Genomic DNA, 26,128 nt, shown 5'->3' with positions numbered 1-26,128 from the left:
GATTGACTTTTCAACCTAGGCTTACCCCTTCGTTTCCTATTACTATCACCTCCTGCTAAAAATCTAGAAAATGTTGTTTCTACTCTTTGACAGATATATGGCAAAACTGTTGAATAAATTTGGGAAATATCAAGATATTCAACTTTGGTAATTGCTTCTTCTGGTTGTAGTAATTTGGTTGATATTTTAACTTTGGTAAATTACAAATTAGAGGGCAGACATTGACTGGACATCTGTTTTGCTTCGATCATTCAAAGCCTTCTCCTAGGATTCTGTTGTACCAATATCGACAAATCCTGAGCCAGTTGTTTAGTATTAACTTCTGGCACGTTTGCTGGATATATACGATATTGGTAGGCATATTTCATAGTTGAAGATATTGAGAAATGTTTCGATAGAATTAACCACAGTGCGATAATGACACGGGTCATCGCACCCCAAAAAAGAGGGAGGAGGTTCCTCCTGATCAAAAATTGTAAATTATACGGCGGGTCTCCCGTCGCCGAAAAGATGACAGAATTAAAAATCCGTACAGCTCATATTCAAGTCCCCAACGGAGACCTAGAAATAGCTTCTTATCTAGCACAACCAGTAGAAGAAAATCTATTTCCAGCAGTAGTAGTAATTCAAGAAATATTTGGGGTCAATGCCCATATCCGAGAAGTAACAGAAAAATTTGCCAAAGAAGGTTATGTAGCGATCGCTCCCTCAATCTACCAACGTCAAGCTCCAGGTTTTGAAGTGGGCTATACTGAGGAAAATGTCAAACTGGGTCGCAAGTATAAAGAACAAACCAAAGCCTCAGAACTACTAAGTGATATTCAAGCTACTATAAATTATCTCAAAACCCTACCTACTGTTAAAGCAGACAAGTTTGGTTGTATTGGTTTCTGTTTCGGAGGCCATGTGAGCTATTTAGCAGCAACTTTACCAGAAATTCAAGCAACTGCCTCTTTCTATGGAGCTGGTATTGCCACTGGTACTCCCGGTGGTGGTGAAGCTACTATTACTCTAACTCCGAAAATTAGTGGTACTATTTACTGCTTCTTTGGCACAGAAGATCCTTTAATTCCCATAGAACAGGTAGACCAAATAGAAGCAGAATTACAGAAACATCAAATTAAGCACCAGGTATTTCGTTATCAAGCAGATCATGGTTTCTTTTGTGACCATCGTAGTAGTTATAATGCTGAAGCTACTGCTGATGCTTGGGTCAAGACAAAGCAACTTTTTGGTCAAGAATTGTAAAAAAAGTAGTTTTAGAAAGTGTTGGTCAACAAAATATTGAAGCTCGAACATCCCTATGAATTGATCTTCTCATGGCTAATAGCAAAAATCTTCACTCTTTGAGAACTAGCTAGATTTTAGTCAATATTTCAGGATTATTTTTTTGTGGCGAATAGTTTAATATTTTTGCTTCCCCCCTACTCCATACTCCCTATTCCCTGTCTATAGGTCAATAAGTTATTTTTTTCTCTACTGAAGCCCCAAAGATTAGCTATATTGAAGTAGCCTAGTGTTTTTTTTACCGTATATGAATCCCGAATCAACTAGCTCTCAAGAAAGTAAACAGTCCTTTTCCATGGACGATTTTGCTAAAGCTCTCGAACAACCTCAATATAATTATGAATTTCAAAAAGGACAAATAGTTACTGGAAAAGTATATAGTTATGAATCTGAAGGTGTATACATTGATATAGGGGGTAAGTCTTTAGCTCTTTTACCCATTCAAGAAGCTTTCTTGGGAGTAACACAAGATTTATCGGAAGCACTACCATTACAGCTAGAACGGGACTTCCTAATTATCCGCGAGCAAAATGCAGAAGGAGAAGTGCTTCTTTCTATTAAGCAACTAGAAATTAATCAAATTTGGGAGAATTTGATTGAATTACAAGAAGGTGGTCAGTCTTTCCAAGTTCGAGTAATTGGTACTAATAAAGGTGGGGTGACGGTGGATGTACAATCTTTGCGGGGTTTTATTCCGCGCTCCCATCTTCTGTCAAAGGATAATTTAGAGTCATTGATTGACCAAGTATTGACAGTCAATTTTTTGGAATTAGACCAAGAAAAAAAGAAAATTGTGATGTCTCAGCGTTTGGCTGCTCAATCTGCTGGTTTTAGTAAGTTACTTGTTGGTCAGTTGGTTGAAGGAAAGGTTGTTGGAGTGAAACCTTTTGGTGTTTTTGTAGATTTAGAGGGTTTAACTGGTTTGCTGCATATTACCCAGGTTAGTCAAAAACGGGTTGATTCTTTATCAACAATTTTTGCCCAGGGTAATTTGGTTAAGGCGATGATTGTTGATTTGGATGAGGGTCGAAAGCGCATTTCTCTTTCTACTAAGGTGTTAGAAAATTATCCAGGGGAAATGTTGGAAAAAATTGATGAAGTGATGGAGTCTGCTGATGCTCGCGCAGAAAGGGCGAGAAAGGCTTTACCTCAATTACAATAGCAGGGAATAGGGAATAGGGAATAGTTGGAAAAATATTTCCTAGTCTAAGGTCTTTCATTAGTCTATGTTCTCATCAATTCTTTCTTAGCTATAGGTTTAATTTTTCTATTACTTTTCAGGATGGCTGAATAGGTTTTGGCACTTATTCAGCAATTTTTATAACTCAAAAAAAGGCGTTGCTGAATCAAGGTATGAAAATAAAAATTGAACAATATGAAATAGTTGTTATTCAATAGTTTAGAAATTACCAAAAAATACAAATCATACCCACGCATCAGCAACGCCAAAAAAACTCATACAAATCTACTATGGTACTAAATCCGGTTTATGCTTGAAAATGTCAACTATGAAATAATTACCAACAAAAGAGGATAAATGGAAAATCTGAAAAAAGAACCATCTCCAGAAATGATTATGCAAATTGGAACTGGATTTTGGGCATCTAAAATTTTATTGACTGCAGTAAAATTCCAATTATTTACGCTTATATCCCAAAAGGGAAGTATGTCAGCTAATGAGATTAAATCAACCTTGAAATTGAATTGTGCAGATAGACATCTTTTTGATTTTTTGGATATACTCACAAGTTTTGGGTTTTTAAAGCGGAGTGGTCTATTGGAGAATGCTAAGTATTCAAATACTGTAGATACAGAAACATTTTTGAACAAGGGTAAACCTTCCTACATAGGAGATTGGTTGGAAATGATGAACAACCGCTTATATGGATTTTGGGGGAATTTAGATGAAGCACTAACTACAGGACTTGCACAGAATGAAGTAAAAAGTGGAGGAGAAAACTTGTTTGACGTTTTAGATAAAAACCCTGTATTACTAAAAGAATTTGTTAATGCAATGACGAGTCTCCAAGTAGGAAATTTTATGAAATTAACCCAGACTTTTGATTTCTCAAAATATAATACTTTCTTGGATGTAGGTGGTTCTGCTGGAGTTTTATCTGTTATGGTGGCAAGGCATTATCCGCAGATAAAATGTACTACATTTGATAGATATTCTGTTCAGTCTATAGCTAATGAAACTATTCAAAGTTTTCAACTTGCAGATCGTGTTAAGGCAGTAAGTGGGGATTTCTTTGCAGTATAATTACCTAAATCAGATGTTATTACTATGGGAAATATTTTACATGATTGGAATGAAGAGAATAAGGTTAGATTAATTCAGAAAGCTTATGATGCTTTGCCAGATGGGGGAGCATTTATTGCAATTGAAGCAGTGATTGATAATGATAGAAAACAAAATACTTTTGGGATGATGATGAGTTTAAATATGCTGATAGAATCACTATCAGGTGAGGGTTTTGATTACACATTTGATGATTTTAATAGGTGGAGTGAACAAGTCGGCTTTAAATCGACGGCTATAATACCCCTGACTGGACCTTCAAGCGCAGCAATTGCATACAAGTGAAAATCGTGAGAGCGTCAACAAAACATAAAATGCTCATAGCTGCTAAGAAGTGAAAATTATCAATTTTATCCGTTGATGCAATAGAACTCCGTTCTGCTACGCGATAAAACTACGTTTCGCTGAGGCGATCGCACTTCCACTTACTAATCATCTTTTTCATTTTAATAAGCACCTACGCAGAGCGACAGACTTGTTATCAATATACACCAAAATTGACCGGTCAGCAAAAACCTTGTATTTCTTGCATATCAATACTTGTAGCGTTTATGAAAAGATTGCTCATACAGGGGCAAAATCGTGATTTTTCCCGAAAATTTGGTCTTCAATAGCTCATTTGAACTTTTTTTGCCAAAATCAGTTTAAATTATAAATATATTAATCAAGTACTTATAAGTTTAATTAATATCAACTAATTTTATAGTCTTATAAATAAAGAAGAAGGAGTTATTTTAGTTATCAGTTATAAGTTGTCAGAAAATTAATATTTTTCTGTTGAAATATAGACAGCACTTCCCGATGTTATGAGGTATTTATATTTATGGTTTTAGGTATGGAGGGAATAGAAAAAAATATTCCTAATCGTCAGTTTTACCTCATTAGTAAGGAATCTGCTGTAAGCTATTATTTGAGGAGCTTGTTAAAAATAGCTGAAGAGGTTTTTTCATTAATGGATAATTACCTTTCTTTTTTAGGGAGAGGATTTACTAAATTTTCCCCCTTAAAAGGGAAGATTTTCAACCTGAATTATTTAATTATTAATTCTTCGGTAAGTTATTAAGCTATTTTTATAGTCAAAATTTTATCAACATGAAATGGCAGGAAAAAGAGGGAATAATTATTAGTTTAATAGAGATAATTTTTCAGCCAATAATTTCAGAAAATCCTACTTTACTAGACTAGGTCAAATAACGCTATTAGTTCGCACCGACTAATTGCTTTTCAGTAAAGTGAGGCATCACTTCTTTAGCAAAGAGTTCCATAGAAGTTGTAGCATCTTCAACTGAAATAGTGTTAAAATTCACCTGCATAGATGCAAATTCAAAACCTCCAACCTGTTCATAGTAACTGGCAATTGTCTTGCGCAATTTTTCAGGGGTACCAATCCAAGCAGCTCCCTTTTCTATCTGAGATTCAAAAGTTTCTTGCTGTAGTGAAGCAATAATTTTATCGTAGCCTGGATAATCTACCGAACAACTACCCGTTAGCCAATCAGAAGCAGCTTCTACCAAAGACTTCAAATACCTATTTAATGGTTGACGAGCAATGGCGATCGCCTGCTCCTCGGTTGGGGCACAAAACATATGAAAAGCCAACATTACCGACAAATAAGGGTTTAGAGCCTCTCCTTTAAAGGAGAAAAAAGAAAAAAATTTCCCTTTTAATCAATCCTCTTCTTTTCAAGAAGAGGTAATTATTAATTATTAATTATTAATTATTAATTATTGAACTTACCTTCGCCTGGATGACCAGCAGATTTCCAGGCATCTCGATATAGCTTAATTAACTCGGCCATTTTCCCTCCAGCTAAAGGAATTGCCATTACTGCTTCATAAAACTGATATAAAACGTCACATAGCGTGATATTTTAATGTTTACTTCCTGCTTCAACCGGAACTGTCGGCAGCACTCCGTCCACAGGCATTGACGGTCAAGCCGACCGCATATGTGTAAGTCTATACTTACATTTAAGTCTTTGTCAATAGACATAATTAACCGACAGGTTCTCCAACCCTCACTGCGCCCTTCCTAATAGCGAGCGGGATTTTTGGAGATGTCTATATAGATAGACACCCCAGAAATGTTTAAGCAGTGATTAGTGCAGAAGATACAAAGAACATCCTCATTACTTACACGCTGTGTGAAGATAACTACCGTATTATATCGCTTACATACGTAAATTGTTAACTAAGTCGAAACTCCATAACCCTTTTCACCAGTACTCACAAAAGATTCTGGTGTAGCTAGACACGCTATCCAGAAGGGAGGGCGGGGACTTTGAGTTGGACGAGGCAAAGAAGTAACGTTGTTAAAGTGGTGAAACTGACCTTCCATAGTCACATTTTCTGCTTCAAGAAGGCAACGTACCTGTTCCATCCCTTCCAGAAAGCGGGCACGACTTTCGTTTAAGTCAATGCCAAATCTAGTAAATTCATGGGGCAGAAATGCACGAGCAAAACCAACTTCTAGACGTCCGTTGGAAATTGCATCTAACATCCCAATTTCTCCAGCTAGTTTAAGTGGATTGTTAAATACAGGCAACACTGCTCCAGTAATCAAGCGAGCTTTTTGAGTTCGTTGGGATGCTGCTGTCAGAAAAACGATAGGATTAGGACTATATCGGCCGTATGGATGGAAATAGTGTTCGACAATCCGAATATTAGTATAATTAAGTTTATCGCACAGACTCACCAGATGAAGAGCCTCGTTAAAATACTGCGCTCCTGACTTCTGTTGAGGACTAACATCGGGAAAAAACTCTAAACCAAATTCCATTTTGTTTTTAGACTTGATAAAGGATAAAATCAAGTAAGTAAATTGCTAGGTAGTTATGGTAGCTACTTTTCAGTAATGATGGCTTCAATTTCAATGTCTAGTTCTGAGCGACATATATCTGAATGCAAATAGATAAATCTATCGGCAGTAGCGAAATTATTCTTAACCATCTGTTGAACAACTGGCAAATCAGAAGGATGCCGGAGGTAAATGGTGAAGGCGCGATTGTAAAGAGTTGGGTCTGGAAGTCCTGGGTTGAAACCCATACGTTCAAATACCAGTTTCATAAGTTACCTCAAACTGTTTTTCAATATTCCCTTGGCCCACAGACTCATGTCCTTTGATACTAGCTGTTCCTGACAGATAGCCAATACGCTTACCATTCCTTTTAATAACAGTACCTCTCGCAAAACTTGGCGAACGTGGCCCATACTGGGGCGGGTATTTGTAAGCTGAAATTTGTTCGGGATTTTCCACATTGCTAATGTTTTCCTTCACTGCAATAAAGTAGATTGCATAGGTGTCATCAGCAATACCTATACCTGTTGCTGCTGGTAATTTTACACAAAAATCTTTCCCATAAAAACTTTCAAATGCCAGGGATCTACCCTTACAGAAGGATTTATAGTTTTCTAGACCTCTACTTTCATCATTAATATAGGGAACATAATTCCAAATTCGACATAAATTCCAGTCTTGTGTCAGTTCTAGCAAACTTAAATATGTTTTGTATGCAACATATTCTCTAGAAGATGTTATTGGTACAGTCGATACACCCATTAATTGGGAATTTGTTTGTAGCAGATTAAAACCTTGTTGACTGTAATTTTTTCCTAATTGACTAAAGTAATGAACCATTGAAATTACTTCCAGAATGGGAATTTTGAGGTACAAATTAATTTCATCTATGGTTGAAATGCAGCAGGTTCGATCTTGTCCAAAATAAATATTCATATTACTTTTAACTATGCAACTATCAGGAGTATCATGTGCGCTTAATCATTTTTGATACTCCTAATAGTAAGCTAAAGGTTGAGATAATCTGTGTTTTAGCCTTAGGGCAACTCTTCCACAGGAGGATTCTCTGAGGCACATCAATGGGGTTTCATATAAATATAAAAAATTACCTAAAAGGTAATCCCAACAATTAATATAGCAATCATATTTTATTCGTGGCAAAAATCTTACTACTTTTTAGGGAACAGGGAACAGGTGGGAGTTTCAATTTTTTTATTTACTTTTTAATTACCCGCAACCTATTTAGGATTGCTATAAATGACTAAAAAGTATTAGTATTTATTTGTTGTTATTAGATTTGTATAATAACTTTGACATTTTTTTCTGTCAAGTTGAAAAAAATGTCAATTTTTTTTACTATTTATGATATTTTTTTTATAGTTAGAATAATTCGATATAAAAATTTTTCCTGCCTCCCAATTAGATAAATAATAATAATTATAGAATATGAAAAAATTAAATGTTTTAGAAATTGATGGTGGTGGTATCAAATCAGTTAACAGTTATCAATTAACAGTACCTACCACTGAAGTAGGAGGTTTGAGAGCTGATATTAATTTTCAAAACTTTTCCTAGCTCACAATTAGATAAATAATAATAATTATAGAATATGAAAAAAATAAATGTTTTAGAAATTGATGGTGGTGGTATCAAATCAGTTAAAAGTTATCAATTAACAGTACCTACCACTGAAGTAGGAGGTTTGAGAGCTGATATTAATTGTCAAAACTTTTCCTAGCTCAAAATTAGATAAATAATAATAATTATAGAATATGAAAAAAGTAAATGTTTTAGAAATTGATGGTGGTGGTATCAAATCAGTTAAAAGTTATCAATTAACAGTACCTACCACTGAAGTAGGAGGTTTGAGAGCTGATATTAATTGTCAAAACTTTTCCTAGCTCAAAATTAGATAAATAATAATAATTATAGAATATGAAAAAAGTAAATGTTTTAGGAATTGACGGCGGTGGCACCAAAACGGAAGCTGTTTTAATGGATGAAAATTATCAAATTCTTGGTAGTGGTAAAAGCGGTCCGTCAAATTATCAAAGTGTGGGAATTGAAGTGGCAAAAAATTCAATTCAAACCGCTATTACTCAAGCAGTTACTAATAATAATAACCATCAACCAATCTCTGGAATTTGTCTTGGTTTAGCAGGAGTAGGAAGACCGGAAGACTTTCCAGTAGTAGAAAATTTGCTCCAAGAAATTATTACTAATTTGCCGATAAAATGGGATTTACACCCAAATACAATAATTATTTGTAGCGATAGTAACATCGCTTTGGTGGGAGGTATTGGATATTCTATAGGTATTGTGGCAATGGCAGGCACAGGTTCTCAAGTATTCGGCCAAAATAGTCAGGGGTTAACTAAACGAGTTGGTGGTTGGGGCTATCTATTGGGAGACGAAGGTAGTGGTTATAATATAGCTATTAGAGGTTTACAAGCAGCTTTGAAAAGTTATGATGGACGTGAATTACCCACGACTCTAATTACAGATTTTCAAGCATATCTGGGCCTAATAAATATTGAAGGTCTAATAGAAGTAGTCTATCGTCGTGAATGGAGTCCAACACATATAGCAGCACTTGCTCCTATTGTCTCCACAGCCGCAGATAAGGGAGATAAGGTTGCCAAGAAAATTATCAACGATGCTGTAGAGGAGTTAAGCATAGCTACAAAAATTGTGATATCTACCTTATTTCAGCCTCACGAAACTTTTGAAGTAGTTACTATTGGAAGTGTCTGGAACAGTATGATTGATTTTCGCGGTCTGTTTGAAGATTCTATCTTGGCGATCGCTCCTACTGCTAAACTTATTTGGCCTCGACATCAACCTGTTTATGGTGCAGGAATTTTAGCCTTGAAAGCTATTGCTATCTAGGTAAATAACAGGGAATTCAAAATATTTTTATATAAAAAAATTAACAATTTTCCCTTACCCTAAAAAGGTAAACGCCCAGGGCTATTTCATTCTAAACTGTGGCATTTTATGTATTGACGAAACAACGTTATTTCAAGCTTTAGGAAATTTATTTTTCCCTGTCTGAAAATCAATAAATTCATTGCCAAAATCTAGTGCCGCTACGCGGAAGTCAAAAGTCAAAAGTTAAAAGTTAAAAGTTAAAAGTATTGATTGGTAAGGCTTTTAGGATTTTGTAACTGGTTAGTTATTTCTGCCATCCTGCACCAGAATGAAATGACCCTGGTAAACCCCTGAGCTAGCACTGCTATATCTCATCAGATATTTATTACACTGCTGAAAATTTTCTATTTGGAGAATATTATCTATGTTTAATTCAAAAAAATGGCATTTCGGAACTTCTTTATTATTAACTTTAGGTATGACATTAGCCACAGCAACACCCCTAATTTCAAATCCTGCTATGGCTCAATTTTATCGGCGAAGAACGTTTCCTAATAACCAACAAAGTCAATTTTCTAATAACCAACAAAGACAGTTTTCTGTAGCACGAATACCAGCAGGAACACTTATACCTGTCGAATATGACGAAGCAGAAAAAGTAGTCCTAAGTCCAGATGAATCTATGAGATTAAGGCTAACAGTAGCACAAGATATTCGAGATGTTCAAGGAAGAGTAATTATACCCTTTGGCAGTTTAATAGAAGGTCAACTACAACCTGTTTCAGATGGTACTCAATTTTTGGCCGAACAGTTAATTATCCGCGGTCGCAGAAGGTTTCGTTTTGACGCTATTTCTAGGGTAGTTACCGATACTGAAAAAATCACAAAGGGTGCTGATGCTGGAGATATTTTGAAGGGTGCCGCTGTGGGTGGTGCTGCTGCTACTTTACTATCTGGTATTACTGGGGATAAAGTAATTGCTACAGAAAGAGTATTAGCTGGTGCTGGGTTGGGTGCTCTAGCTGGAGTATTATTGGGTCGGGAAAAAGCGCAGGTAGTCGTGATTTATCCAGAGGAAGATTTAGACTTGAGATTACGGTCTGATTTTGCATTGCGTTAATTTACCGGAAAATTGGGTTGAAAGCCTCCCCCTTTGAGGGGGACTTTTTAATGCATATATCTAGTTGCAGATATGCTGAACTGTGTGGTATGGTTTTATCGTGGCATTAAACGATAAAATATTTCTATGCTCATCTATGAAATGAAGTTGCAAGGCATACAAGGCCAGTACGATCGGCTAGACTCAGCCATTAGGACTGGTCGATTTGTGCGCAATAGCATTATCCGAGCATGGATAGATAGAGAAATTCATAGTCGTAACGATGCCTACAAATATTGCACAAAACTAGCACACAATCCTGAGTTCCCCTGGACAAAGCAACTTAACTCTATGGCAAGACAAGCTCATGCTGAGAGAGCATGGGCAGCAATAGAAAGATTCTATCGAAACTGTAAAGCTAATGTTGCTGGTAAGAAGGCGGTGCGACCCCGCGACGACGGCAGTCGCAAGGGAACGCGCACCAAGAGAGGTTTTCCCAAGTTAAAAAAATACCAAGTTAGAGACTCGGTAGAATACAAAACTAGCGGATGGAAACTATCAGAAGATAGACGCTATTTAACTTTTACTGATGGCTTCAAAGCAGGTACTTTTAAGCTTTGGGGTAGTCGAAACCTTCATTTTTATCAACTCAATCAAATCAAACGAGTCAGAGTTGTCAGAAGGCATGATGGCTACTATGCTCAATTCTCAATTGACCATACTAGGGAGGAGAAGAAAAATCTTACAGGACAGCAATTAGGAATAGACTTAGGTTTAAATCATTTCTACACTGATTCTCAGGGCCAAAAAATAGAGAATCCGAGATTTTTGAGGAAAGATGAGAAAAAAATCAAAAAACTACAACGTCGTTTATCTCGTACTCAAAAAGGTTCTCAAAACAGAATTAAGGCAAGAAATAGGTTAGGCAGAGCGCATCTGAAGGTTTCACGCAGACGTAACGACTGGGCAGTTAAGTTAGCACAGCGCGTCATACAATTTAACGACTTGGTAGCGATCGAAAACCTGAAAGTGCGTAATATGATGAAAAACCATAAGTTAGCGAAGTCCATAGCAGATGCAGCATGGTACAGGTTTAGAGAATGGTTGGAGTATTTTGGCAGAGTCTATGGTGTGCCTGTAGTAGCAGTAGAACCTGCATATACTTCTGTAAATTGTTCAAGCTGCGGTGAAACTGTTGTGAAGACCCTCAGCACCAGGACTCATCAATGTCCACACTGTGGTTATGTTGCCGACAGGGACGAGAATGCAGCTATCAATATACTCCAATCAGCATTAAGAGAATTAGCAACTACCCTGGGGCACAGTTGGAATAACGGCCTCTGGAGAGAACGACCTCTGCTTGAATGAGGAAACTCAGGCAAGTAAGTTGACTCGACGAAAGAGGAAAGTCTCACAGTGATGTGGGAATCCCCTCGCCTTTAGGCAGGGGAGGATGTCAAATACAGAATCAAGATTTATCGCAAATATTCATCAAAATGCCATGGCTGGTAGTTATACTAGATTCAATGTGCGTTAGCCTTATGCAACTCGATTGATATTAAATCCAGATAATTAGTGATGAAAAAGCCGATCCTATCTATGCAGAGCACATCTCCCTATTTTCCCTACTCCCTTATCGGGACTTTATACAAAATTGATAAATATTTGCTACAATAGGGTATTTATTCGGAGTCAACCCACCCCTAACCCCTCCCAGGAGAGGAAGTCAGAACTCAGGTAGGGGAGCCGTCGAATTGGCGAGGTACAGAATTAATGGCTTCAATACCAATTTTTAGGTCATAAATTCTCTTTTTCTTTTGGTGCGCGTTCCCTCACAGGAGTCAGCATTCCCTTGCGTCTCACGCCGACGCGGGTTCTGACCGCTCTGTTGGTGGATTGGATATGGCGAGGAGACCCGAAGAGTGACAGAGTCGCTGCCTCTTTCCTCCAGAGGAGGAGCTTTCCTATGGTCATGCTGCGCAAACGCTAACGCTTTACATGTTGGGGAGCAAAATGCCCGCTTGCAACTGGTGTCGTCGCGGGGTCTCACCGCTTTGTCAAAGGGACATTTCCTGTGCTTGTCTTTTAATCACACTTATTATTCATAACATTCTTTTTTCAAATTGGTATTAGTCAAAAACACCTAAAAAAAATGTCAAATCCGCTTGTTCCTTGGTATATTGGGGAATGCTACGCAAAGAGCCATTCTCCCACTAATTTTAACTTCTGACTTTCAATCCGAATGCTGCGCAAACACACTTCTGATTTCTGACTCCTTGAATATTAACCTTGTTTTCTAGAGTGGTGAGTATTAACTACCATGCATAACGTTATCTATCAGGTACTAAAGTAGATCGTCTAACTGTTCAAAACTTTTAGCTTTCAATTGATTCAAAGCAGATTTAGCTGCAGCTTGTTCCGCAGCTTTAATTGATGGTCCCTTACCCATGCCAAGTTTCTTGCCTTTAAACCAAACTTCTGCAAAGAAACGTCCGCGATCGCCATGAATCTTATTCGTTTCCTCAACTTGATAATTTGGGAGTGTTTTGTAATGACCTTGAGTCCATTCTTGGAGAGCTGCTTTATAATTTTGCCTAGCTGGGTCACTGCGAATTTCTGCAATCAAGACTTCAAAGTGAGAGTCTAACCAAGGGCGAATTAATTCTAAGCTATTAGTGCTTAAATAAAGAGCAGCTAAAACAGCTTCAAAAGAATCTGCTATTCGTGACTCTTCCCCAGCTCGATCTCCTGCCGCACTTTTAGATACCAGTAAATAACGACTCCACCCATATTTATTTGCAATTTGCGCTAGAGAGCGATCACTCACCAAAATAGAACGAATGGCGGCAAATTCTCCTACTGGATAATTTGAATACTTTTCAAATAGTAACTCTGCCGCAACCAGTCGAACTACTGCATCACCTACAAATTCTAACTGTTCATAGTTATGTATTGAGGAAACTGTAGAATGGGTTAAAGCCAAATCTAGTAAATTCCATTTTATTGCTGCTTGTTGAGGTATAGATAACTTTTCTATTAGAGATTGAAGTTGCTTTTGGCGAGGATGATATATTTGAGTCATTGTTTGGATGGTTTTGGTCTCTCCCAATTTATTTGTTTACTTTTAGGGTTAAGGAATAGCAAAAAATAAATTATCCAATTTTTGGACTCTCCCTATTCCCTACTTCCTGTTTCCTACTTTGCTAATTTTAGTGCAATGGAATATTTGTTTACTATTAGAGTTACATTATAATTATTACATACAGAAAGGTGGAGAAGATAATCGATCTAGGGTCTAAATTATCAACGCCCAAAAAACTTACCAAGGATTACCAATTAATGTAAAAGCTGACCAATAATAAGGGTGGGAAAAAATTTCATTACCAAACTCTGATAATTCTGGGGGTAGTTGTAACTCTCCCTTAGTTCCATTTAACTCACCCATATTTATACTTACTTCCCCTCGTATCATTACAATTTGAGCTTGTCGGAGTGCTTCTGCTCTCAGTAGTGTTTTTTGCAAGTGTTGATAAAATTCTGTCATTAATGCCAATGTTCCAATATCGCTGACATTCCACAAACTTGCTAATGCCGATCTAACTCCTGACTTCACCGTTAACCCCGCAAAAACCAATTCTGCTTGTCTATTCCCCAAGGCAGTGCGACAAGCACTTAAAACTAATAATTCGACTGGGGGTTCGTTCAATTTCAACTTTTCTATTTCATCTAATCCGATTTGTTCATCATTCCAAAACTGTATATAATACCGCTCTGGTTTTCCTGGTCGAAACTCTGCATGGGTAGCTAAATGAACTATTTCATAAGATTTTTTCTGTCGTTGTTCTTGTAAATTGTTAACTGTGAAATCTTGATTCATCAAAGCATTACCTTGCCATGTAAATCGTGTGATTTTGTTAATTTCTACTGGTACTGCTGCTAAAGGTTTTAGTTCTTTAAATTCTGATGCTCCTATTGCTAATATTTCAGCATTTTTAATTTTATTATAGTTAGTATCTATCAGATTAAATGCTGGAATTCTAGTAATAGCATACTTTTCGATCATAAAATTTTATCCATCATGTAAAGCTGCTAATGGTAAAATTGGTAAACCAATACCTAAGTAGAACATAATAGTATCTATCTTTCATGTCATAAAGTCGTTTATAACGGTTTTACCATCCATTTATATAATTTTTGTGCTGTTATAAATATGATGTAGTATTGAGTTTATAGGATTTGTGATTTCTACATTGAGGCTTATAACTGTATTAATTAACTGTGGATTATCTGCATCAGTAACACTATAAAATTCTGGTTTTTTGCCTGGGGTTATTAATATTAGCTGCATTTGCTCTGCTCGTGACCAAATCCAAATAACAGCAGCAGGTTTTGTACCAGTTTGTTGAGATATATTTGAAAGAGTTTCAGCGATACCTTCAGCCGTTACTGAAAAGTCAGCTATATTTGAATCAAAGTAATTTTCATAGTCTCTTTCCCAATGCTACTCAACTTGATTTACTGCTTCAATAAAGTCTTTCTCTTCTAAAAATCTATCCCAGTCATCTTCTTTTACAGCGATCACTGATTGTTTTACCAGGAGAATTTTTAAGATAATGGTACTAAAAAAAATCAAGATAAATAATAAACAAAAAATAATTATTTTTTTTCCATTTCTGATGATACATAGTTTTACTCCACAGGTTAGTATAGCAATCCTAAATGATACTAGAGAAAGCTTGATATTTACTCAAATTTGGCACACTAAATAACCTATACTTAATAAATAGTTCAAAGATTTTTTTTGTGATGGCAAAGGAGCGACATCGTTGGTGTAATTGTCGAAGCAGTTTTTTGGCTTGTCCCCAAATATTCTCTATGGGATTTTCTGATGGTGCATATGGTCCAAAACGCAAACAATGAACTGTAATATTTGTCTGAGTATTGATTGTGGCAAGAAACTTACGAAACTCTTGGGAACGATGGTAACTGGATCCATCCCAAATCAGAACAATTTTCGCTTCCTCACTTTGAATACGTAAATGCTTGACAAAATCAATTGTTGCTTCCGTGTTAGCTGTTTGATAGGCACTAAGTATTACTTCTTCACTTTGGCAATCTAAAGCTCCATAGTATGTCTGGGAATCACGATAGTTGTCTACCTCTACCTCTCGTCTTTCCAGGCGATCGCCCCATCCATAACCACAAATATCTTCAGCACAAACATCACATTCATCTAAAGCAAATACTCGAATTAAAAAATTTTCAATTTCTGATATGATATTAATCCTAATTACTTAGGAGTCAGTCCTCAGGAGTCAGGAGGGAAGAAAGAATAAGAAACCCTGAGTAGAAGGAGAAAGTTTTTTGCTCGCCCTCTTATCCTGAATGATATCATACCTCAAATCAGCAACGCCAAACCTTAAAATATACTATTATTTTGCTATTTTGTCATTGAAGCATCTTTATCCTGTTGTTGAAACTGTGGCACACTAAGACTCTTAACACCTGTTTCTCCATGTCAATTTTTAGCGATCGCCTGATGATCTGTGATCATAACTTCTTGCCTATGAAGCTAATACACCATTTTAAGCTTGACGCGCCACTACTGGATCTACTGAAGTGCGGCATGGGGCAGGTTTATCTAAATTTAATGTTGAGCAAGACTAATTTAATGCAGAACCCGCCTCTACTATTACACTATTTTATTTAGATGAAACAGTCTACTACACAGAAAAAAAAATGCTGAACAGTTACAAAATTATAGACGCAGACTCCCACGCTATCGAACCTCCCCAGATGTGGGCCAAATACCTCGAACCTCAATTTAAAGACTTTGCCCCCTCAACCGACATGAAAATCAAAGGACAACCCATCACCGAAAAAATCTCCCAACAAGTAGAACAAGAGGGAAATAGGCAGATGATGGAGGCTCACCCCCATGCTTATTTAAACCACTACGATGTGGAATCCCACGTCCAAGCAATGGTATTGATGGGAATAGATATAGCCTTTATTTATCCCACTTCCGGACTGTGGTTATTTGCCATCGATACTTTCCCCCCAGAAGTCATCGGAGCTTTTACCCATGCCTACAATACATGGCTGTATGAAGAATTTTGTAGCTATGACCCCAGTCGGTTAAAAGGAGTAGGAGCAATGAATCTCCATGACCCCCAGGAGATGGTCAAAGAGCTACATCGAATTGTAAACTTTGGCTGGAAAGCAGTTTTTTTACGCCCTAACCCCGTCAAAGGCAGAATTTTGAGCGATGCGGAATACGAACCCTTTTGGAGCGCTTGCGAAGAATTAGACATAGCAGTAGGTATTCACGAAGCAACCCACGGTCGCTTACCCACCACAGGAGCAGATAGATTCAATAGTCGTTTTGCCCTCCATGCTTGTTCTCATCCCATGGAACAGATGATGGCATTATTGGCTTTAATTGAAGGAGGAGTATTAGAGCGTCATCCGAAACTGCGGGTAGGATTTTTAGAATCTGGTTGTGGTTGGTTGCCCTATTGGTTATGGCGGTTGGATGAAGAATACAAAAATTTACATTGGGAAGTCAAAGACATGGTAAAATCGCTGCCATCAGAATATTTTCGCCGTCAATGTTATATTGCCGTTGACCCATCTGAACCCTATCTGACTCAGATTATTGATTACATTGGTTCTGACAATTTAATATTTGGCTCAGATTATCCACACATGGATCATCAGCCAGATGTTGTTAAGAATGTTGTAGAGCTTGAGAAGAGTTTATCTCAGGAGATAGTGAACAAGATTGTTTGGGATAATCCTAAATGTTTCTATAAAGTTTGAGGTGAAATGTGCAGGTTTCAATTTGTTAGGATATAATAGAGTTGTTGGGAATTAAGCTAAAAAAATGGCTAAAACCCTTATTGGTCAAAGTTTATAGCGTTTTTCAGTCCTAGAATCATGAAAAGCTTATTCTATAAGGTTTTGAGCATTGTTCAATTGTTATTTCCCAACAACTCTAATCTAAATACTTTTATCCTTTTTTGGATAACTGGTGTCATTGAACTAAAAATTTCGGTGTTGCTGAAGCGCGTGTATGATATTAATCTTAATTATTTAGGAGTCAACCTACCCCTAACGCCTCCCAGGAGGAGAAGTCAGGAGGACCGAGTCAGGAGGGAAGAAAGAATAACAAACAGGAGTAGAAGGAGAAAGTTTTTTGCTGGCCCTCTTATCCTGAATGATATCATACCTCAAATCAGCAACGCCAAAATTCGGTAAGTGGGAAACCACTCGACGGGTTTTAACCCGTAGTCAAAAAAATGTGTTATTATTAAATAGACATCTCCAGAAAATAAGCTTACCCTTTATTTACAGCAATTTTCAGTTAATTGAACCACACTTTGTGGTCAGATGAGTTCTGTAAATTGTTAAATTTGATGCCAGTATCGTATTCGAGTGATTTGCGTCGTCGCGTGATCATAGCAAGGGATGCAAAAGAAGGCTCTCAACGTCAGTTGGCTGCAAGATTTAAGATCAGCTTGTCATTTGTACGAAATTTGTGGCGTCATGATCGTCATTATGGACAAATTGAGGCCAAAGGCCGTGGAGGAGATCAGCAGCCAATCATTTCCCATGATCATCTCAACATCATCAAATCTCTAGTAGAGGAGAAAAATGATTTATTACTCAGAGAATTATCCAAGCGCTATCAATCAAGAACGGCTTTGTTGCATGAAAGTAGCGGTCGCAAAAAACTCCCTTAGTTGGAAGTTAACTAGATTTCTACTTTGTAGCTCTGGGGCTTACCATTTTGAATCATCACGTTGAGCATGGAGCATTGTATGAATAACTCTACTGCCTGATTGTCAAATTTTCGTCTTCGTAACTTGCCTCCAAAAAGAACTTTGAGCCTGAACATTGTGGTTTCCGACAACGAGCGTCGGTGATCACCACATTCACGCTTCCATTTCTTGCGTCCTACAATTCTTATTCTTCTGAGGTTTTTATCCCTGGGATGAGGTGGGCATTTACAGTTGCCATGTTGACCTATTACTGCATTTTTCCTGGGTGGAATAGTTGCCTTTGCTCCTCGTTGCCTAGCTTTCTCATAACACTTATACTTATCATAGGCTCCGTCTCCTGATACTTGGGCTATTTATTTCCCCATCTACTCCATCTAATAGGTCAGAAAATACTTGGGTCACACTCACATCATTGTTACTCACTACCCCACTCACGATCTCCCCAGTCGCCTCATTTACTCCCAGATGTAATTTACGCCATGTACGCCGTTTACCAATACCATGAACTCTTGTTTTCCATTCACCTTCTCCATAAACTTTTACCCCTGTAGAGTCTACTACCAGATGAATAGCTTCAGAGCGTTGGTATAACTGGCAGTTGAACATTCAGTTTTTGTAAGCGACGGGATACGGTGCTATGGTCTGGTACTGGTAAATCTAAGTCCATCAATTCAAATATAGATTCCACAAAACCTTCACTCTGTCGTCCAGCCAGACTAAACAAGGATTGTATAGTCACCATAAATTCAATGGCCGTGTCACTGTAGTTATTAGATGCTCCCCTACGTCCAGTTTTTTTCTGATTAAGCCACTCCGGAGGTGATTCCGGAGTCAGCCAAAAAGTGAAACTCCCTCGCTGTTTTAAGGATGCATCATACTCAGACCAATTTTTGAGCCGATACAAGGACTTAGATTTACTCATACCTACTGACTGTATTTTGTGTACCATCTTAACTTCTTTATTTTTACCCTAAACATCATCTTTTGTGCAACAAAGCCATCAAGAACAGGAATGAGGGTGAGTATCTCGACAATGGATCAGACATAAGAGAAATTAGGCTGACGGCGTAAAAAAAAGGTTAGTGCATCAGTAAAGTGTGGGAATGGTAATATGAATATTGTCCCTAAAGAGTTGAAACGATGATGGAATGTCCTCTCAGTGGTGATCACAAAGCCCATCAGCACGGAAAAAACAGTTAATGTTGCCAACGGTACTATTGTCCCGAATGTCTACAAACTTTTCCTGCGGAATGCTGCGCAAACACGCTCTACTTTCGATACCCTAGAGTATCCTCGGCAAATTGAGCCGGAAAAAATGCCTATGGTTCTACAAGCTCATGTTGAAGGTAGTAATTTAAGAGGAATTAGCCGTACGGTAAATCTGGCATATAATACGGTAGTGAGTTTGGTCACAGCTGCTTCTCAAAAAGGACAAATGATTCATCATGCTCATCTACGGGCATATCGAAACCTCACAAGTCAGTGGAGATGAATTTTGGTATGAATGTCCAAAAAAACATGCATCAGTGCCAGTCAAATGAATTGAGTGCAGGTGAGTGTTGGATTGGTATGACTCAAGCCTGCTTTGGTGGATTGATTCTCACAGGTAGAGTTGGTAAACATACTGACCAATAAGCTTGAACAGCTGATAGTTAATACAGAAGGTAAAACTAACTGTAGACAATGGCACACCGATGATTGGGGAGGAGATGAACGAGCCCGTGCCCCCTGAAGTTAAGCATATGATCGCAAAAGACCAGACACAGCAATTGGAGCGAACCAATGGAATTGTCAGACAACAGAATGGCCGATGGCATCGTCGGCAAAATAAGTTTGCTAAGGTTTGCTCCCAAACCTTGATCATCGTGAGATTGACGCCACGCTCCGCGAACGCTAACCTAATTGTGATCTTTGTCTGTTCCCCTTCCTGACCAAATTTATTCTGGGGTGCGATGCCACCGACCTATCTGCTGTCTGATATCAAGTCCGGTTAAACAGTTATAGAATGGTTAACTCAGGAGGAGTCAGGAGTCAGGAGTCAGGAGTCAGGAGGAGAGAGAATTACAAAGATGGGCCGACTTATGACGATTGGAGAATTTTTTTATGTGCAATTAACCGGATTTGAGTTGAGTCTGGTCTTTACCGATGATCTGCTTGACTTCTGGGGGCCAAACTCTTTGAGACCCACCCCAATCATCAGTATGCCACTGTTGACAATTAGTTTTCCCTTCTGTGTTGGCGATTAATTCTCGGATCAACTGGTCACTGTGTTTTCCGACTAAGCGTGGCCAAAATCAATCCACGTTCTGGATACTTGAGTCATCCCCATCCCACAATCCCCTTGTGTCAATTCATTGATCTGAGAGTTTTTTTGTGTCTTGAGTGCGTCTTACATTCTGGGGAGACCCCAGAATTACCCACTCGCTTTTTTTGGACGAATGACCAAAACTCGTCACTGCTGATTTGTGGGGTATTGATATTCTCGACATCAGCTAGATCAATCATTTGTCCTTTTTGAGAAGCAGTCGCAATGACAACTATTCAACAGGATTCTATATGAGGTACGAAAAACTAGAATTTGAGATTGCTTTCCGTTCCGGAATGCTCCGCAAACCCTATGGATCGCAATGACGAAAATACGTTGTACTGCGTAAGTCCTAATAATATGATTTCACAGGAGTTAAGAAACCTCACTATGACTAATCACCCAACTCATTAAATTTTGCCACTCAGAAGTTTTAGCCAATCGATCGGCATCTAAATCATGCCCCACATTCTCAGAAAATCCTGTAAAGCTGTCAATCCAATTAATCACTGTTCCCACAGGTAAAAAAGGAGAATATTTCCAAGACCTTTGTAAATATTCCACCATTTCAGAATAGAAACCCGTATAGTACAAATACCATGAACTCCAGACTAAAGTATTGTAACGCACCTGTTTTTCTAACAACCGAACCTCCAAAGGTAGAGACTCCGACGCAAAAAACTTATCTAAAACCCGATTGATAGACCTCGCCTGAGAAACCCCATCTCGCATAGTATTCCGGTCATGCTGGCGATAACAAACAGTAGACTCTCGTAACCAGTCCGCCTCACAACCCTGCAAAGCCAAACGCAATACTAAATCTACATCCTCCGCTTGACCTAATCCTGCTTCAAAATTTCCCACCTGTTGCAACCAATCTCGTCGAAACATCAAAGTACCCATTGTGCCTATTGGTTTCCATCGTAACCATGCCTCTAAATCCAATTTAGGAACATAATCCCAGGGAGTCTCATCTTTAATAGTTTCACCATCCTGATTCACTCTGCGCCACCCACTGTGAACAATTCCCAAATTCGGTTGCGCGTCAAATACCCCTACCTGGGCAGTCAGTTTATCCGGTAGAAAAAAATCATCTGCATCTAGAAAAGCAATTAACTCTCCCCGCGCCAGATCTATACCATGATTCCTAGCTGCTGAAACCCCTTGATTTTTTTGATATATATAACGGATAGCCTTAACATAAGGTTCTAAGACTAAAGAGGTATTGTCTGTGGAGCCATCATCAATGACAATGATTTCATAGGATTGATAAGTTTGGGATAAAATACTTTCGATGGCCTGGCGAATATAGCGATCGCCATTGTAAACGGGTATAATTACGCTTACCCGTGGAGTTTTAGTAGTAGTTGACATCTTAATAGACTTAGGTAGTAGGTGGTAGGTGTTAGCTCGTAGGTGGTAGGTGGTAGATGTTAGCTCGTAGGTGGAAATTCAAGAGGGAACACTGGATATTGTAGATACCTTCCATGGAAAGTTTCTATCAAAAATGGAGTGAGTGACGGCTCCCGGTATAATCTCCAATTTACCGGGAGATGAATCGCGACCAAACAAACAATAAGCACTCTATTGAGATAGAATTATGATACAATGGGAACATGATAACACTTAGGTGTCACTGCGCGAGGTTTGGGAATCTCCCGTTAAATCAAAGATTATAACGGGAGAGGATGTCAAATTCTTTGAGAATTACAGCAAGTTCAAAAAATCGGTAGTCCTGCTCGCGTAATGGTAGATAGGGATGAAAAACCTCTAGTACTGGCATCCTGCCTCCTGCCCGCGAGTACGGGAGCAAGATGCTCCCACTACCGTTCTCCTTAACCAAAATAATTACAATAGACCACTATTACAATGCACTACCACCAAAAAATCAAGCTCCTGACTCCTGACTCCTGACTCCTGACTTCTGACTCCTGACTCCTGACTCCTGACTCCTGACTCCTGACTCCTGACTCCTGACTCCTGACTCCTGACTCCTGACTGCTATTTCTCAACTGCTACACGAGGTAGTCGATGCTTAAAACTACAAAGAATTTCCCAGGAAATAGTCCCTAAAGTATTTGCCCAGTCTTCAGCAGAAATTTGATACTTACCTTGCTCTCCCAATAAAGTGACTACTTCACCTGTTTCTAGATCAGGAATAGCACTCACATCCAACATCAATTGATCCATAGTAATAGCTCCCACTTGAGGAATCAATCGATCGCGCACAATAACTTTCATTTTATTAGAAAGGTTACGAGGTACACCATCAGCATAACCAATACCTACTACTGCTAAACGCATCCGCTTTTTAGCAATAAATTGATAACCATAACTCACACCAGTACCTGCTTCAATAGTTTTGACCTGTGTCACCCTAGCTTTAACCTGCATTACAGGTTTTAAATTAACTTTCTGATGCAAATGAGGTGCTGGATAAAGACCATAAAGAGCTAAACCCACTCGTACCAGATCGTAATGTAAAGCAGAGTCAGTTAAAGTAGCTGCCGAGTTAGCAAAATGAAGCTGCACATCCCTAGAAAAACCTTCTCTATCAATACAACACGAATCTATTGCTTCCTCAAACCTTTGATGCTGTTTTCTCATCACTGTTTGGTCAGGACTATCTGCAGTGGCTAAGTGAGAATAAATACTAGCAATTTTTAAATTTGGTAATCTCTGGACAAATTGTACAAATTTTACTGCTTCTTGCCAAGGCATTCCCAAGCGAGACATTCCTGTATCCAACATCAGATGCACTGGCATTGCTTTAGTGTAATGGGAAAGAGTCTCTGAAAAAACTAAAGCTTGCTGAGGGGTACAAATAGTTGGTTGAAGTTGCCAGTGAGCGATCGCTTGAATTTGTTCTGGTCGGTCTGTTGCTCCTAAAATTAAAATTGGTGCTTCAATTCCAGCTAACCTTAACTCTATTCCCTCTGGCACTGTTGCGACTGCCAACCAATCTGCACCTGCCTCTAAAATAGTTTGAGATACTTGACACGCTCCATGGCCATAAGCATCTGCTTTAACTACTCCCATCAATTTAGTTTTTGCTGATAGAATACTCTTAAGCTGTCGTACATTATAGGCCAATGCCTGGTCGTTAATTTCTACCCAAGCTCTTTGACAAATCCCTCCATAAGCATCACTTTCTATCGAGTCCTGATTTAAGCTTTCTGTTACTAGAGTTTTAAAAGAAGCATTTTCCCAACTCAACATTTTGATTCACTCCTCAATTAATTAACTTTCCTATTAAAACTATTTGCTACCATAATTAGTGATTATCAGGTTATATAGCTACAGCTCGGGAAGATTATTTTTATAGGGAACAGTTAATATTAACAAGTAGTTTAAACAATCCAAAATACAAAATACAAAATTATCAAATCATACCCAGAATCAGCAACGCCAAAAATTTTTTATACCTTAAATTTGTCTGTCAGAAAATTGTTTAATACCAATTAAAAAAAAGAATGTTACGAATAATCAGGGCTGTAAGGGTGTTCGCGGCAGCTTTGCGTTAGCAAGTTGCCATCCCCCCCTACTTTATAGGAGATTTCTCTTGGACTAAAAAGATAAATTCTGACCTAAAAACTGGTATTAAAGCCATTAATTCTGACTCATTCCTCCTGACTCGGTCCTCCTGACTCAGTCCTCCTAAGAAATATCCTAGCTATTTGTAGCAAACATTGATCAAATTGGTATAACTCTAAACTTTTGTCCCAACAAATATCAATTGTGTTAATCTATGAGAAAATATTATCTTTTCAGAAATATCAATGGCCAATGTTTTAGTGTTGAACGCTTCTTATGAACCGCTCAATATCACGAGTTGGCGACGAGCGATCGTCTTGTTGCTCAAAGGTAAAGCGGAGCAGATTGAGCATAATGGGGTATATATCCTGCCAGATATTCCCTTGCCCACAGTTATTCGACTGCGATACTACGTCCGAGTTCCTTATAAGGATATTCCTTTGACACGCCGAAACATTATGCACCGAGATGGTCATTCCTGTCAATACTGTAATTATACAGGCGATGATTTAACCTTAGATCATGTAGTGCCGCGATCGCGTGGTGGTGGCGATACCTGGGAAAATCTTGTGACTGCTTGTGTTCGCTGCAATGTCCGCAAAGGTAATCGTACCCCAAAAGAGGCGAATATGACTTTGCATTATCTTCCTCGAAAACCCTATAGTGGCCTTTACTTTGAATTGACTAAACACGTCAAAAGTGGTAGGAATAAAGAATGGAAAAAATATGTGATTGGTTTATGAAGCCCCTGTCCATCTGAAGGCAGGGGTTTTTTGTATCGAAAATAGCAATGTCAGGCAAAAGACAGAAAAAAAAAACAGAAGACAGAAGGCAGAAGGAAAAATCTGACTTTGTTTGAGTTTTCAGCTTCTTTAGACTGCTACAGTTAGTATTTTTATTAAAAAGGAGGGTGCATCAGTTTTGATTAATGCAGTGTATGCTCAAACCAGGCCCTGTCTAGATTCTCCCCATCTCCTCACCCTTGCCACTCTCCCCGTATACTTTTGCATAGCAGTTGCACTAAAAGCTCATTCTCTCTAACAAAAATTTGATAATATAGTCTGAATGCTGAACAGCTTATGAGTATAAATGTTTATTTCATCCGTCACGGTATAGCTGCAGATGCAGAAAATTATCCCACAGATTCAGAACGTCCTTTGACGGAAACAGGCGATCGCAAAACTCACAAAATTGCTCAACAACTCAAAAAATTAGGTCTTCATTTCAACCTAATTCTCACCAGTCCTTTAGTTAGAGCTTATCAAACTGCTAAAATTCTTCAAGAAAATAAATTAAGCTCTAAAGTAGAAGAATTTTTACCACTAGCTCCTGATGGTGAAATTAATATCTGGCTAAAATGGCTAAAAACATGGCAACTTCAAGAAAATAGAGAATTAGCCCTTGTAGGCCATCAACCAGACTTAGCAAATTGGGCAGAAATTTTAATCTGGGGAGAAGCTAGACAAGTTTTGATACTAAAGAAAGCAGGGGTTATAGGTATTTCCTTGCCTGAAGTTGGTTCACCAGTAGGTAATAGTCAAATGTTTTGGTTGACACCACCAAAATTTCTACTTAATTAGAGTTTGCTGAAAAAGTCTTTTGGTAGGGGTAGGAGACAACCCACCCCTAACCCCTCCTAGGAGGGGAAGACAGGAGACAACCCACCCCTAACCCCTCCCAGGAGGGGAGAAATGGATCGGGAGCGAGGAAGTAGGAGCTAAGTTTTGTCCCAAGATTGTTCTGCCCAACTATGAGCCTAAAATACTAACATCCATGAGCGTTTTAGACTGAAATAGGCGCACTACAATTCTACCCCAAAAAGGTTAAAATCTTTATATGTCAATGCTTTTAGATTTAATCAGCAAACCCTAATTAAACCAAATTCAAAAAAAAAATTAATTGCACAGCAGGGAATAGGAAACAGGGAACAGTGAAAAAAGTTTTCCTCTGTCTCAGGTTGATCATCAATATAAGTCAAATACTAGCTCGTTCCTTGCTATATATTTGATAGTCATTTTAGCTATAAGTTATCAGTTAATAGTTAACATTTGTGGCAAAGAAGACTGAAAAATAAAAATATAGGTTCAAATAATTACCTAAAATTCAAGAATCCAATAGCAATACTACAGGAAAAAATATCCAAAAATAGA

The 26,128-nt window shown here is 38.2% G+C and carries 27 protein-coding genes and 2 pseudogenes; 16 read left to right on the top strand and 13 right to left on the bottom strand.

What is annotated here, in order from left to right; translation table 11 throughout:
• The first annotated feature begins 510 nt into the window (after positions 1 to 510).
• The 4 genes and pseudogenes from F6K18_RS28315 (at position 511) to F6K18_RS28300 (ending at position 4,652) form a co-directional block, all read left to right on the top strand.
• Positions 511 to 1,248: a dienelactone hydrolase family protein gene (locus tag F6K18_RS28315; RefSeq protein ID WP_287525759.1), complete on the top strand. Its 738-nt coding sequence runs from the start codon at positions 511 to 513 to the stop codon at positions 1,246 to 1,248.
• A 286-nt stretch (positions 1,249 to 1,534) separates the two neighbouring features.
• A complete protein-coding gene (locus tag F6K18_RS28310; RefSeq protein ID WP_287525758.1) occupies positions 1,535 to 2,449 on the top strand; it encodes a S1 RNA-binding domain-containing protein in 915 nt (304 codons plus the stop codon).
• Positions 2,450 to 2,824: 375 nt separating this feature from the next.
• A pseudogene (locus F6K18_RS28305) lies at positions 2,825 to 3,874 on the top strand (methyltransferase).
• Between the two features lie 538 nt (positions 3,875 to 4,412).
• Positions 4,413 to 4,652: a hypothetical protein gene (locus tag F6K18_RS28300; protein ID WP_287525756.1), complete on the top strand. Its 240-nt coding sequence runs from the start codon at positions 4,413 to 4,415 to the stop codon at positions 4,650 to 4,652.
• 136 nt (positions 4,653 to 4,788) lie between these two features.
• Here F6K18_RS28300 and F6K18_RS28295 read toward each other — a convergent pair whose 3' ends face one another.
• From F6K18_RS28295 to F6K18_RS28280, 4 genes are all read right to left on the bottom strand, one after another.
• Positions 4,789 to 5,190, bottom strand: a complete 402-nt coding sequence (locus F6K18_RS28295; RefSeq protein ID WP_287525754.1) for a hypothetical protein — start codon at positions 5,188 to 5,190, stop codon at positions 4,789 to 4,791.
• 589 nt (positions 5,191 to 5,779) lie between these two features.
• Entirely contained in the window at positions 5,780 to 6,367 is a 588-nt protein-coding gene (locus F6K18_RS28290) for an LLM class flavin-dependent oxidoreductase (RefSeq protein ID WP_287525752.1), read from the bottom strand.
• Positions 6,368 to 6,429: 62 nt separating this feature from the next.
• Positions 6,430 to 6,654, bottom strand: coding sequence for a hypothetical protein (locus tag F6K18_RS28285; protein ID WP_287525750.1), 225 nt, complete (start codon positions 6,652 to 6,654; stop codon positions 6,430 to 6,432).
• Positions 6,638 to 7,321 (bottom strand): hypothetical protein, encoded by a 684-nt coding sequence (locus tag F6K18_RS28280; protein ID WP_287525748.1) that lies wholly within the window; start codon positions 7,319 to 7,321, stop codon positions 6,638 to 6,640. Before F6K18_RS28280 ends, F6K18_RS28285 begins: the two co-directional genes overlap by 17 nt.
• Positions 7,322 to 7,831: 510 nt before the next feature.
• Here F6K18_RS28280 and F6K18_RS28275 point away from each other — a divergent pair.
• From F6K18_RS28275 to F6K18_RS28250, 6 genes are all read left to right on the top strand, one after another.
• The gene (locus F6K18_RS28275) at positions 7,832 to 7,960 is read left to right on the top strand and encodes a hypothetical protein (protein ID WP_287525746.1); all 129 of its coding nucleotides are present in this window, start codon (positions 7,832 to 7,834) and stop codon (positions 7,958 to 7,960) included.
• Positions 7,961 to 7,994: 34 nt separating this feature from the next.
• Entirely contained in the window at positions 7,995 to 8,123 is a 129-nt protein-coding gene (locus tag F6K18_RS28270; protein WP_287525744.1) for a hypothetical protein, read from the top strand.
• Between the two features lie 34 nt (positions 8,124 to 8,157).
• Entirely contained in the window at positions 8,158 to 8,286 is a 129-nt protein-coding gene (locus F6K18_RS28265; RefSeq protein ID WP_287279352.1) for a hypothetical protein, read from the top strand.
• Positions 8,287 to 8,320: 34 nt separating this feature from the next.
• The gene (locus F6K18_RS28260; protein WP_287525741.1) at positions 8,321 to 9,274 is read left to right on the top strand and encodes an N-acetylglucosamine kinase; all 954 of its coding nucleotides are present in this window, start codon (positions 8,321 to 8,323) and stop codon (positions 9,272 to 9,274) included.
• Between the two features lie 406 nt (positions 9,275 to 9,680).
• The gene (locus F6K18_RS28255) at positions 9,681 to 10,376 is read left to right on the top strand and encodes a hypothetical protein (protein ID WP_287525739.1); all 696 of its coding nucleotides are present in this window, start codon (positions 9,681 to 9,683) and stop codon (positions 10,374 to 10,376) included.
• A 126-nt stretch (positions 10,377 to 10,502) separates the two neighbouring features.
• Positions 10,503 to 11,723, top strand: coding sequence for an RNA-guided endonuclease InsQ/TnpB family protein (locus F6K18_RS28250; protein ID WP_375341361.1), 1,221 nt, complete (start codon positions 10,503 to 10,505; stop codon positions 11,721 to 11,723).
• 976 nt (positions 11,724 to 12,699) lie between these two features.
• Here the strand turns inward: F6K18_RS28250 and rnc are convergent.
• From rnc to F6K18_RS28230, 4 genes are all read right to left on the bottom strand, one after another.
• Complete coding sequence (gene rnc / locus F6K18_RS28245; RefSeq protein ID WP_287525766.1) at positions 12,700 to 13,437, bottom strand: ribonuclease III; 738 nt, start codon at positions 13,435 to 13,437, stop codon at positions 12,700 to 12,702.
• A gap of 237 nt (positions 13,438 to 13,674) precedes the next feature.
• Positions 13,675 to 14,418 carry a CHAT domain-containing protein gene (locus F6K18_RS28240; RefSeq protein WP_287525736.1) on the bottom strand — a complete coding sequence of 248 codons (744 nt, stop codon included), beginning with the start codon at positions 14,416 to 14,418 and terminating at the stop codon, positions 13,675 to 13,677.
• A gap of 438 nt (positions 14,419 to 14,856) precedes the next feature.
• Positions 14,857 to 14,988, bottom strand: coding sequence for a hypothetical protein (locus tag F6K18_RS28235; protein WP_287525734.1), 132 nt, complete (start codon positions 14,986 to 14,988; stop codon positions 14,857 to 14,859).
• An 82-nt stretch (positions 14,989 to 15,070) separates the two neighbouring features.
• A complete protein-coding gene (locus F6K18_RS28230) occupies positions 15,071 to 15,607 on the bottom strand; it encodes a transposase (protein WP_287525763.1) in 537 nt (178 codons plus the stop codon).
• A gap of 487 nt (positions 15,608 to 16,094) precedes the next feature.
• Here F6K18_RS28230 and F6K18_RS28225 point away from each other — a divergent pair, with 487 nt between their 5' ends.
• The 3 genes from F6K18_RS28225 to F6K18_RS28215 all read left to right on the top strand — a co-directional run bounded on the left by F6K18_RS28225 (position 16,095) and on the right by F6K18_RS28215 (position 18,100).
• Positions 16,095 to 17,177, top strand: a complete 1,083-nt coding sequence (locus tag F6K18_RS28225) for an amidohydrolase family protein (RefSeq protein ID WP_287525732.1) — start codon at positions 16,095 to 16,097, stop codon at positions 17,175 to 17,177.
• 141 nt (positions 17,178 to 17,318) lie between these two features.
• Positions 17,319 to 17,615 carry a hypothetical protein gene (locus tag F6K18_RS28220; protein ID WP_287525730.1) on the top strand — a complete coding sequence of 99 codons (297 nt, stop codon included), beginning with the start codon at positions 17,319 to 17,321 and terminating at the stop codon, positions 17,613 to 17,615.
• 182 nt (positions 17,616 to 17,797) lie between these two features.
• On the top strand, positions 17,798 to 18,100 hold the full coding sequence (locus F6K18_RS28215; RefSeq protein WP_287525727.1) for a hypothetical protein: 303 nt from the start codon (positions 17,798 to 17,800) through the stop codon (positions 18,098 to 18,100).
• 11 nt (positions 18,101 to 18,111) lie between these two features.
• Here the strand turns inward: F6K18_RS28215 and F6K18_RS28210 are convergent.
• Positions 18,112 to 19,061: pseudogene (locus F6K18_RS28210) on the bottom strand (IS5 family transposase).
• Positions 19,062 to 19,298: 237 nt separating this feature from the next.
• On the opposite strand from F6K18_RS28210, the gene F6K18_RS28205 reads away from it, so the two are divergent.
• Complete coding sequence (locus F6K18_RS28205) at positions 19,299 to 19,631, top strand: hypothetical protein (RefSeq protein WP_287525725.1); 333 nt, start codon at positions 19,299 to 19,301, stop codon at positions 19,629 to 19,631.
• 619 nt (positions 19,632 to 20,250) lie between these two features.
• Here F6K18_RS28205 and F6K18_RS28200 read toward each other — a convergent pair.
• The 4 genes from F6K18_RS28200 to alr form a co-directional block, all read right to left on the bottom strand.
• A complete protein-coding gene (locus F6K18_RS28200; RefSeq protein WP_287525724.1) occupies positions 20,251 to 20,397 on the bottom strand; it encodes a hypothetical protein in 147 nt (48 codons plus the stop codon).
• Between the two features lie 422 nt (positions 20,398 to 20,819).
• Entirely contained in the window at positions 20,820 to 21,818 is a 999-nt protein-coding gene (locus tag F6K18_RS28195) for a glycosyltransferase family A protein (RefSeq protein WP_287525722.1), read from the bottom strand.
• Positions 21,819 to 22,318: 500 nt separating this feature from the next.
• Complete coding sequence (locus F6K18_RS28190) at positions 22,319 to 22,456, bottom strand: hypothetical protein (protein ID WP_287525721.1); 138 nt, start codon at positions 22,454 to 22,456, stop codon at positions 22,319 to 22,321.
• A complete protein-coding gene (alr, locus tag F6K18_RS28185; protein WP_287525720.1) occupies positions 22,446 to 23,663 on the bottom strand; it encodes an alanine racemase in 1,218 nt (405 codons plus the stop codon). The genes F6K18_RS28190 and alr overlap by 11 nt, the downstream gene beginning before the upstream one ends.
• 560 nt (positions 23,664 to 24,223) lie before the next feature.
• Between alr and F6K18_RS28180 the strand changes: the two genes are divergently transcribed.
• Both F6K18_RS28180 and sixA read left to right on the top strand, forming a co-directional pair.
• Complete coding sequence (locus F6K18_RS28180) at positions 24,224 to 24,721, top strand: HNH endonuclease (protein ID WP_287525717.1); 498 nt, start codon at positions 24,224 to 24,226, stop codon at positions 24,719 to 24,721.
• A gap of 336 nt (positions 24,722 to 25,057) precedes the next feature.
• Positions 25,058 to 25,558 (top strand): phosphohistidine phosphatase SixA, encoded by a 501-nt coding sequence (sixA, locus tag F6K18_RS28175; RefSeq protein ID WP_287525715.1) that lies wholly within the window; start codon positions 25,058 to 25,060, stop codon positions 25,556 to 25,558.
• The last annotated feature ends 570 nt before the right edge of the window (positions 25,559 to 26,128 follow it).

It is taken from the genome of Okeania sp. SIO2C2, from assembly GCF_010692625.1.
In the GTDB taxonomy this organism is placed as follows: domain Bacteria; phylum Cyanobacteriota; class Cyanobacteriia; order Cyanobacteriales; family Microcoleaceae; genus Okeania; species Okeania hirsuta.
The sequence above is the reverse complement of the archived record's forward strand: the minus strand, read 5'-3'. Positions and strand labels throughout refer to the sequence as shown.

Excerpts from the sequence above, each read along its gene's own strand:
- F6K18_RS28295 (WP_287525754.1), bottom strand. The coding sequence starts at position 5,190 with ATGTTGGCTTTTCATATGTTTTGTGCCCCAACCGAGGAGCAGGCGATC.
- sixA (WP_287525715.1), top strand. The coding sequence starts at position 25,058 with ATGAGTATAAATGTTTATTTCATCCGTCACGGTATAGCTGCAGATGCA.
- rnc (WP_287525766.1), bottom strand. The coding sequence starts at position 13,437 with ATGACTCAAATATATCATCCTCGCCAAAAGCAACTTCAATCTCTAATA.
- F6K18_RS28310 (WP_287525758.1), top strand. The coding sequence starts at position 1,535 with ATGAATCCCGAATCAACTAGCTCTCAAGAAAGTAAACAGTCCTTTTCC.
- F6K18_RS28315 (WP_287525759.1), top strand. The coding sequence starts at position 511 with ATGACAGAATTAAAAATCCGTACAGCTCATATTCAAGTCCCCAACGGA.
- F6K18_RS28300 (WP_287525756.1), top strand. The coding sequence starts at position 4,413 with ATGGTTTTAGGTATGGAGGGAATAGAAAAAAATATTCCTAATCGTCAG.
- F6K18_RS28280 (WP_287525748.1), bottom strand. The coding sequence starts at position 7,321 with ATGAATATTTATTTTGGACAAGATCGAACCTGCTGCATTTCAACCATA.
- F6K18_RS28265 (WP_287279352.1), top strand. The coding sequence starts at position 8,158 with ATGAAAAAAGTAAATGTTTTAGAAATTGATGGTGGTGGTATCAAATCA.
- F6K18_RS28225 (WP_287525732.1), top strand. The coding sequence starts at position 16,095 with ATGCTGAACAGTTACAAAATTATAGACGCAGACTCCCACGCTATCGAA.
- F6K18_RS28275 (WP_287525746.1), top strand. The coding sequence starts at position 7,832 with ATGAAAAAATTAAATGTTTTAGAAATTGATGGTGGTGGTATCAAATCA.
- F6K18_RS28250 (WP_375341361.1), top strand. The coding sequence starts at position 10,503 with ATGCTCATCTATGAAATGAAGTTGCAAGGCATACAAGGCCAGTACGAT.
- F6K18_RS28285 (WP_287525750.1), bottom strand. The coding sequence starts at position 6,654 with ATGAAACTGGTATTTGAACGTATGGGTTTCAACCCAGGACTTCCAGAC.
- F6K18_RS28240 (WP_287525736.1), bottom strand. The coding sequence starts at position 14,418 with ATGATCGAAAAGTATGCTATTACTAGAATTCCAGCATTTAATCTGATA.
- F6K18_RS28270 (WP_287525744.1), top strand. The coding sequence starts at position 7,995 with ATGAAAAAAATAAATGTTTTAGAAATTGATGGTGGTGGTATCAAATCA.
- alr (WP_287525720.1), bottom strand. The coding sequence starts at position 23,663 with ATGTTGAGTTGGGAAAATGCTTCTTTTAAAACTCTAGTAACAGAAAGC.
- F6K18_RS28290 (WP_287525752.1), bottom strand. The coding sequence starts at position 6,367 with ATGGAATTTGGTTTAGAGTTTTTTCCCGATGTTAGTCCTCAACAGAAG.
- F6K18_RS28255 (WP_287525739.1), top strand. The coding sequence starts at position 9,681 with ATGTTTAATTCAAAAAAATGGCATTTCGGAACTTCTTTATTATTAACT.
- F6K18_RS28195 (WP_287525722.1), bottom strand. The coding sequence starts at position 21,818 with ATGTCAACTACTACTAAAACTCCACGGGTAAGCGTAATTATACCCGTT.
- F6K18_RS28260 (WP_287525741.1), top strand. The coding sequence starts at position 8,321 with ATGAAAAAAGTAAATGTTTTAGGAATTGACGGCGGTGGCACCAAAACG.
- F6K18_RS28180 (WP_287525717.1), top strand. The coding sequence starts at position 24,224 with ATGGCCAATGTTTTAGTGTTGAACGCTTCTTATGAACCGCTCAATATC.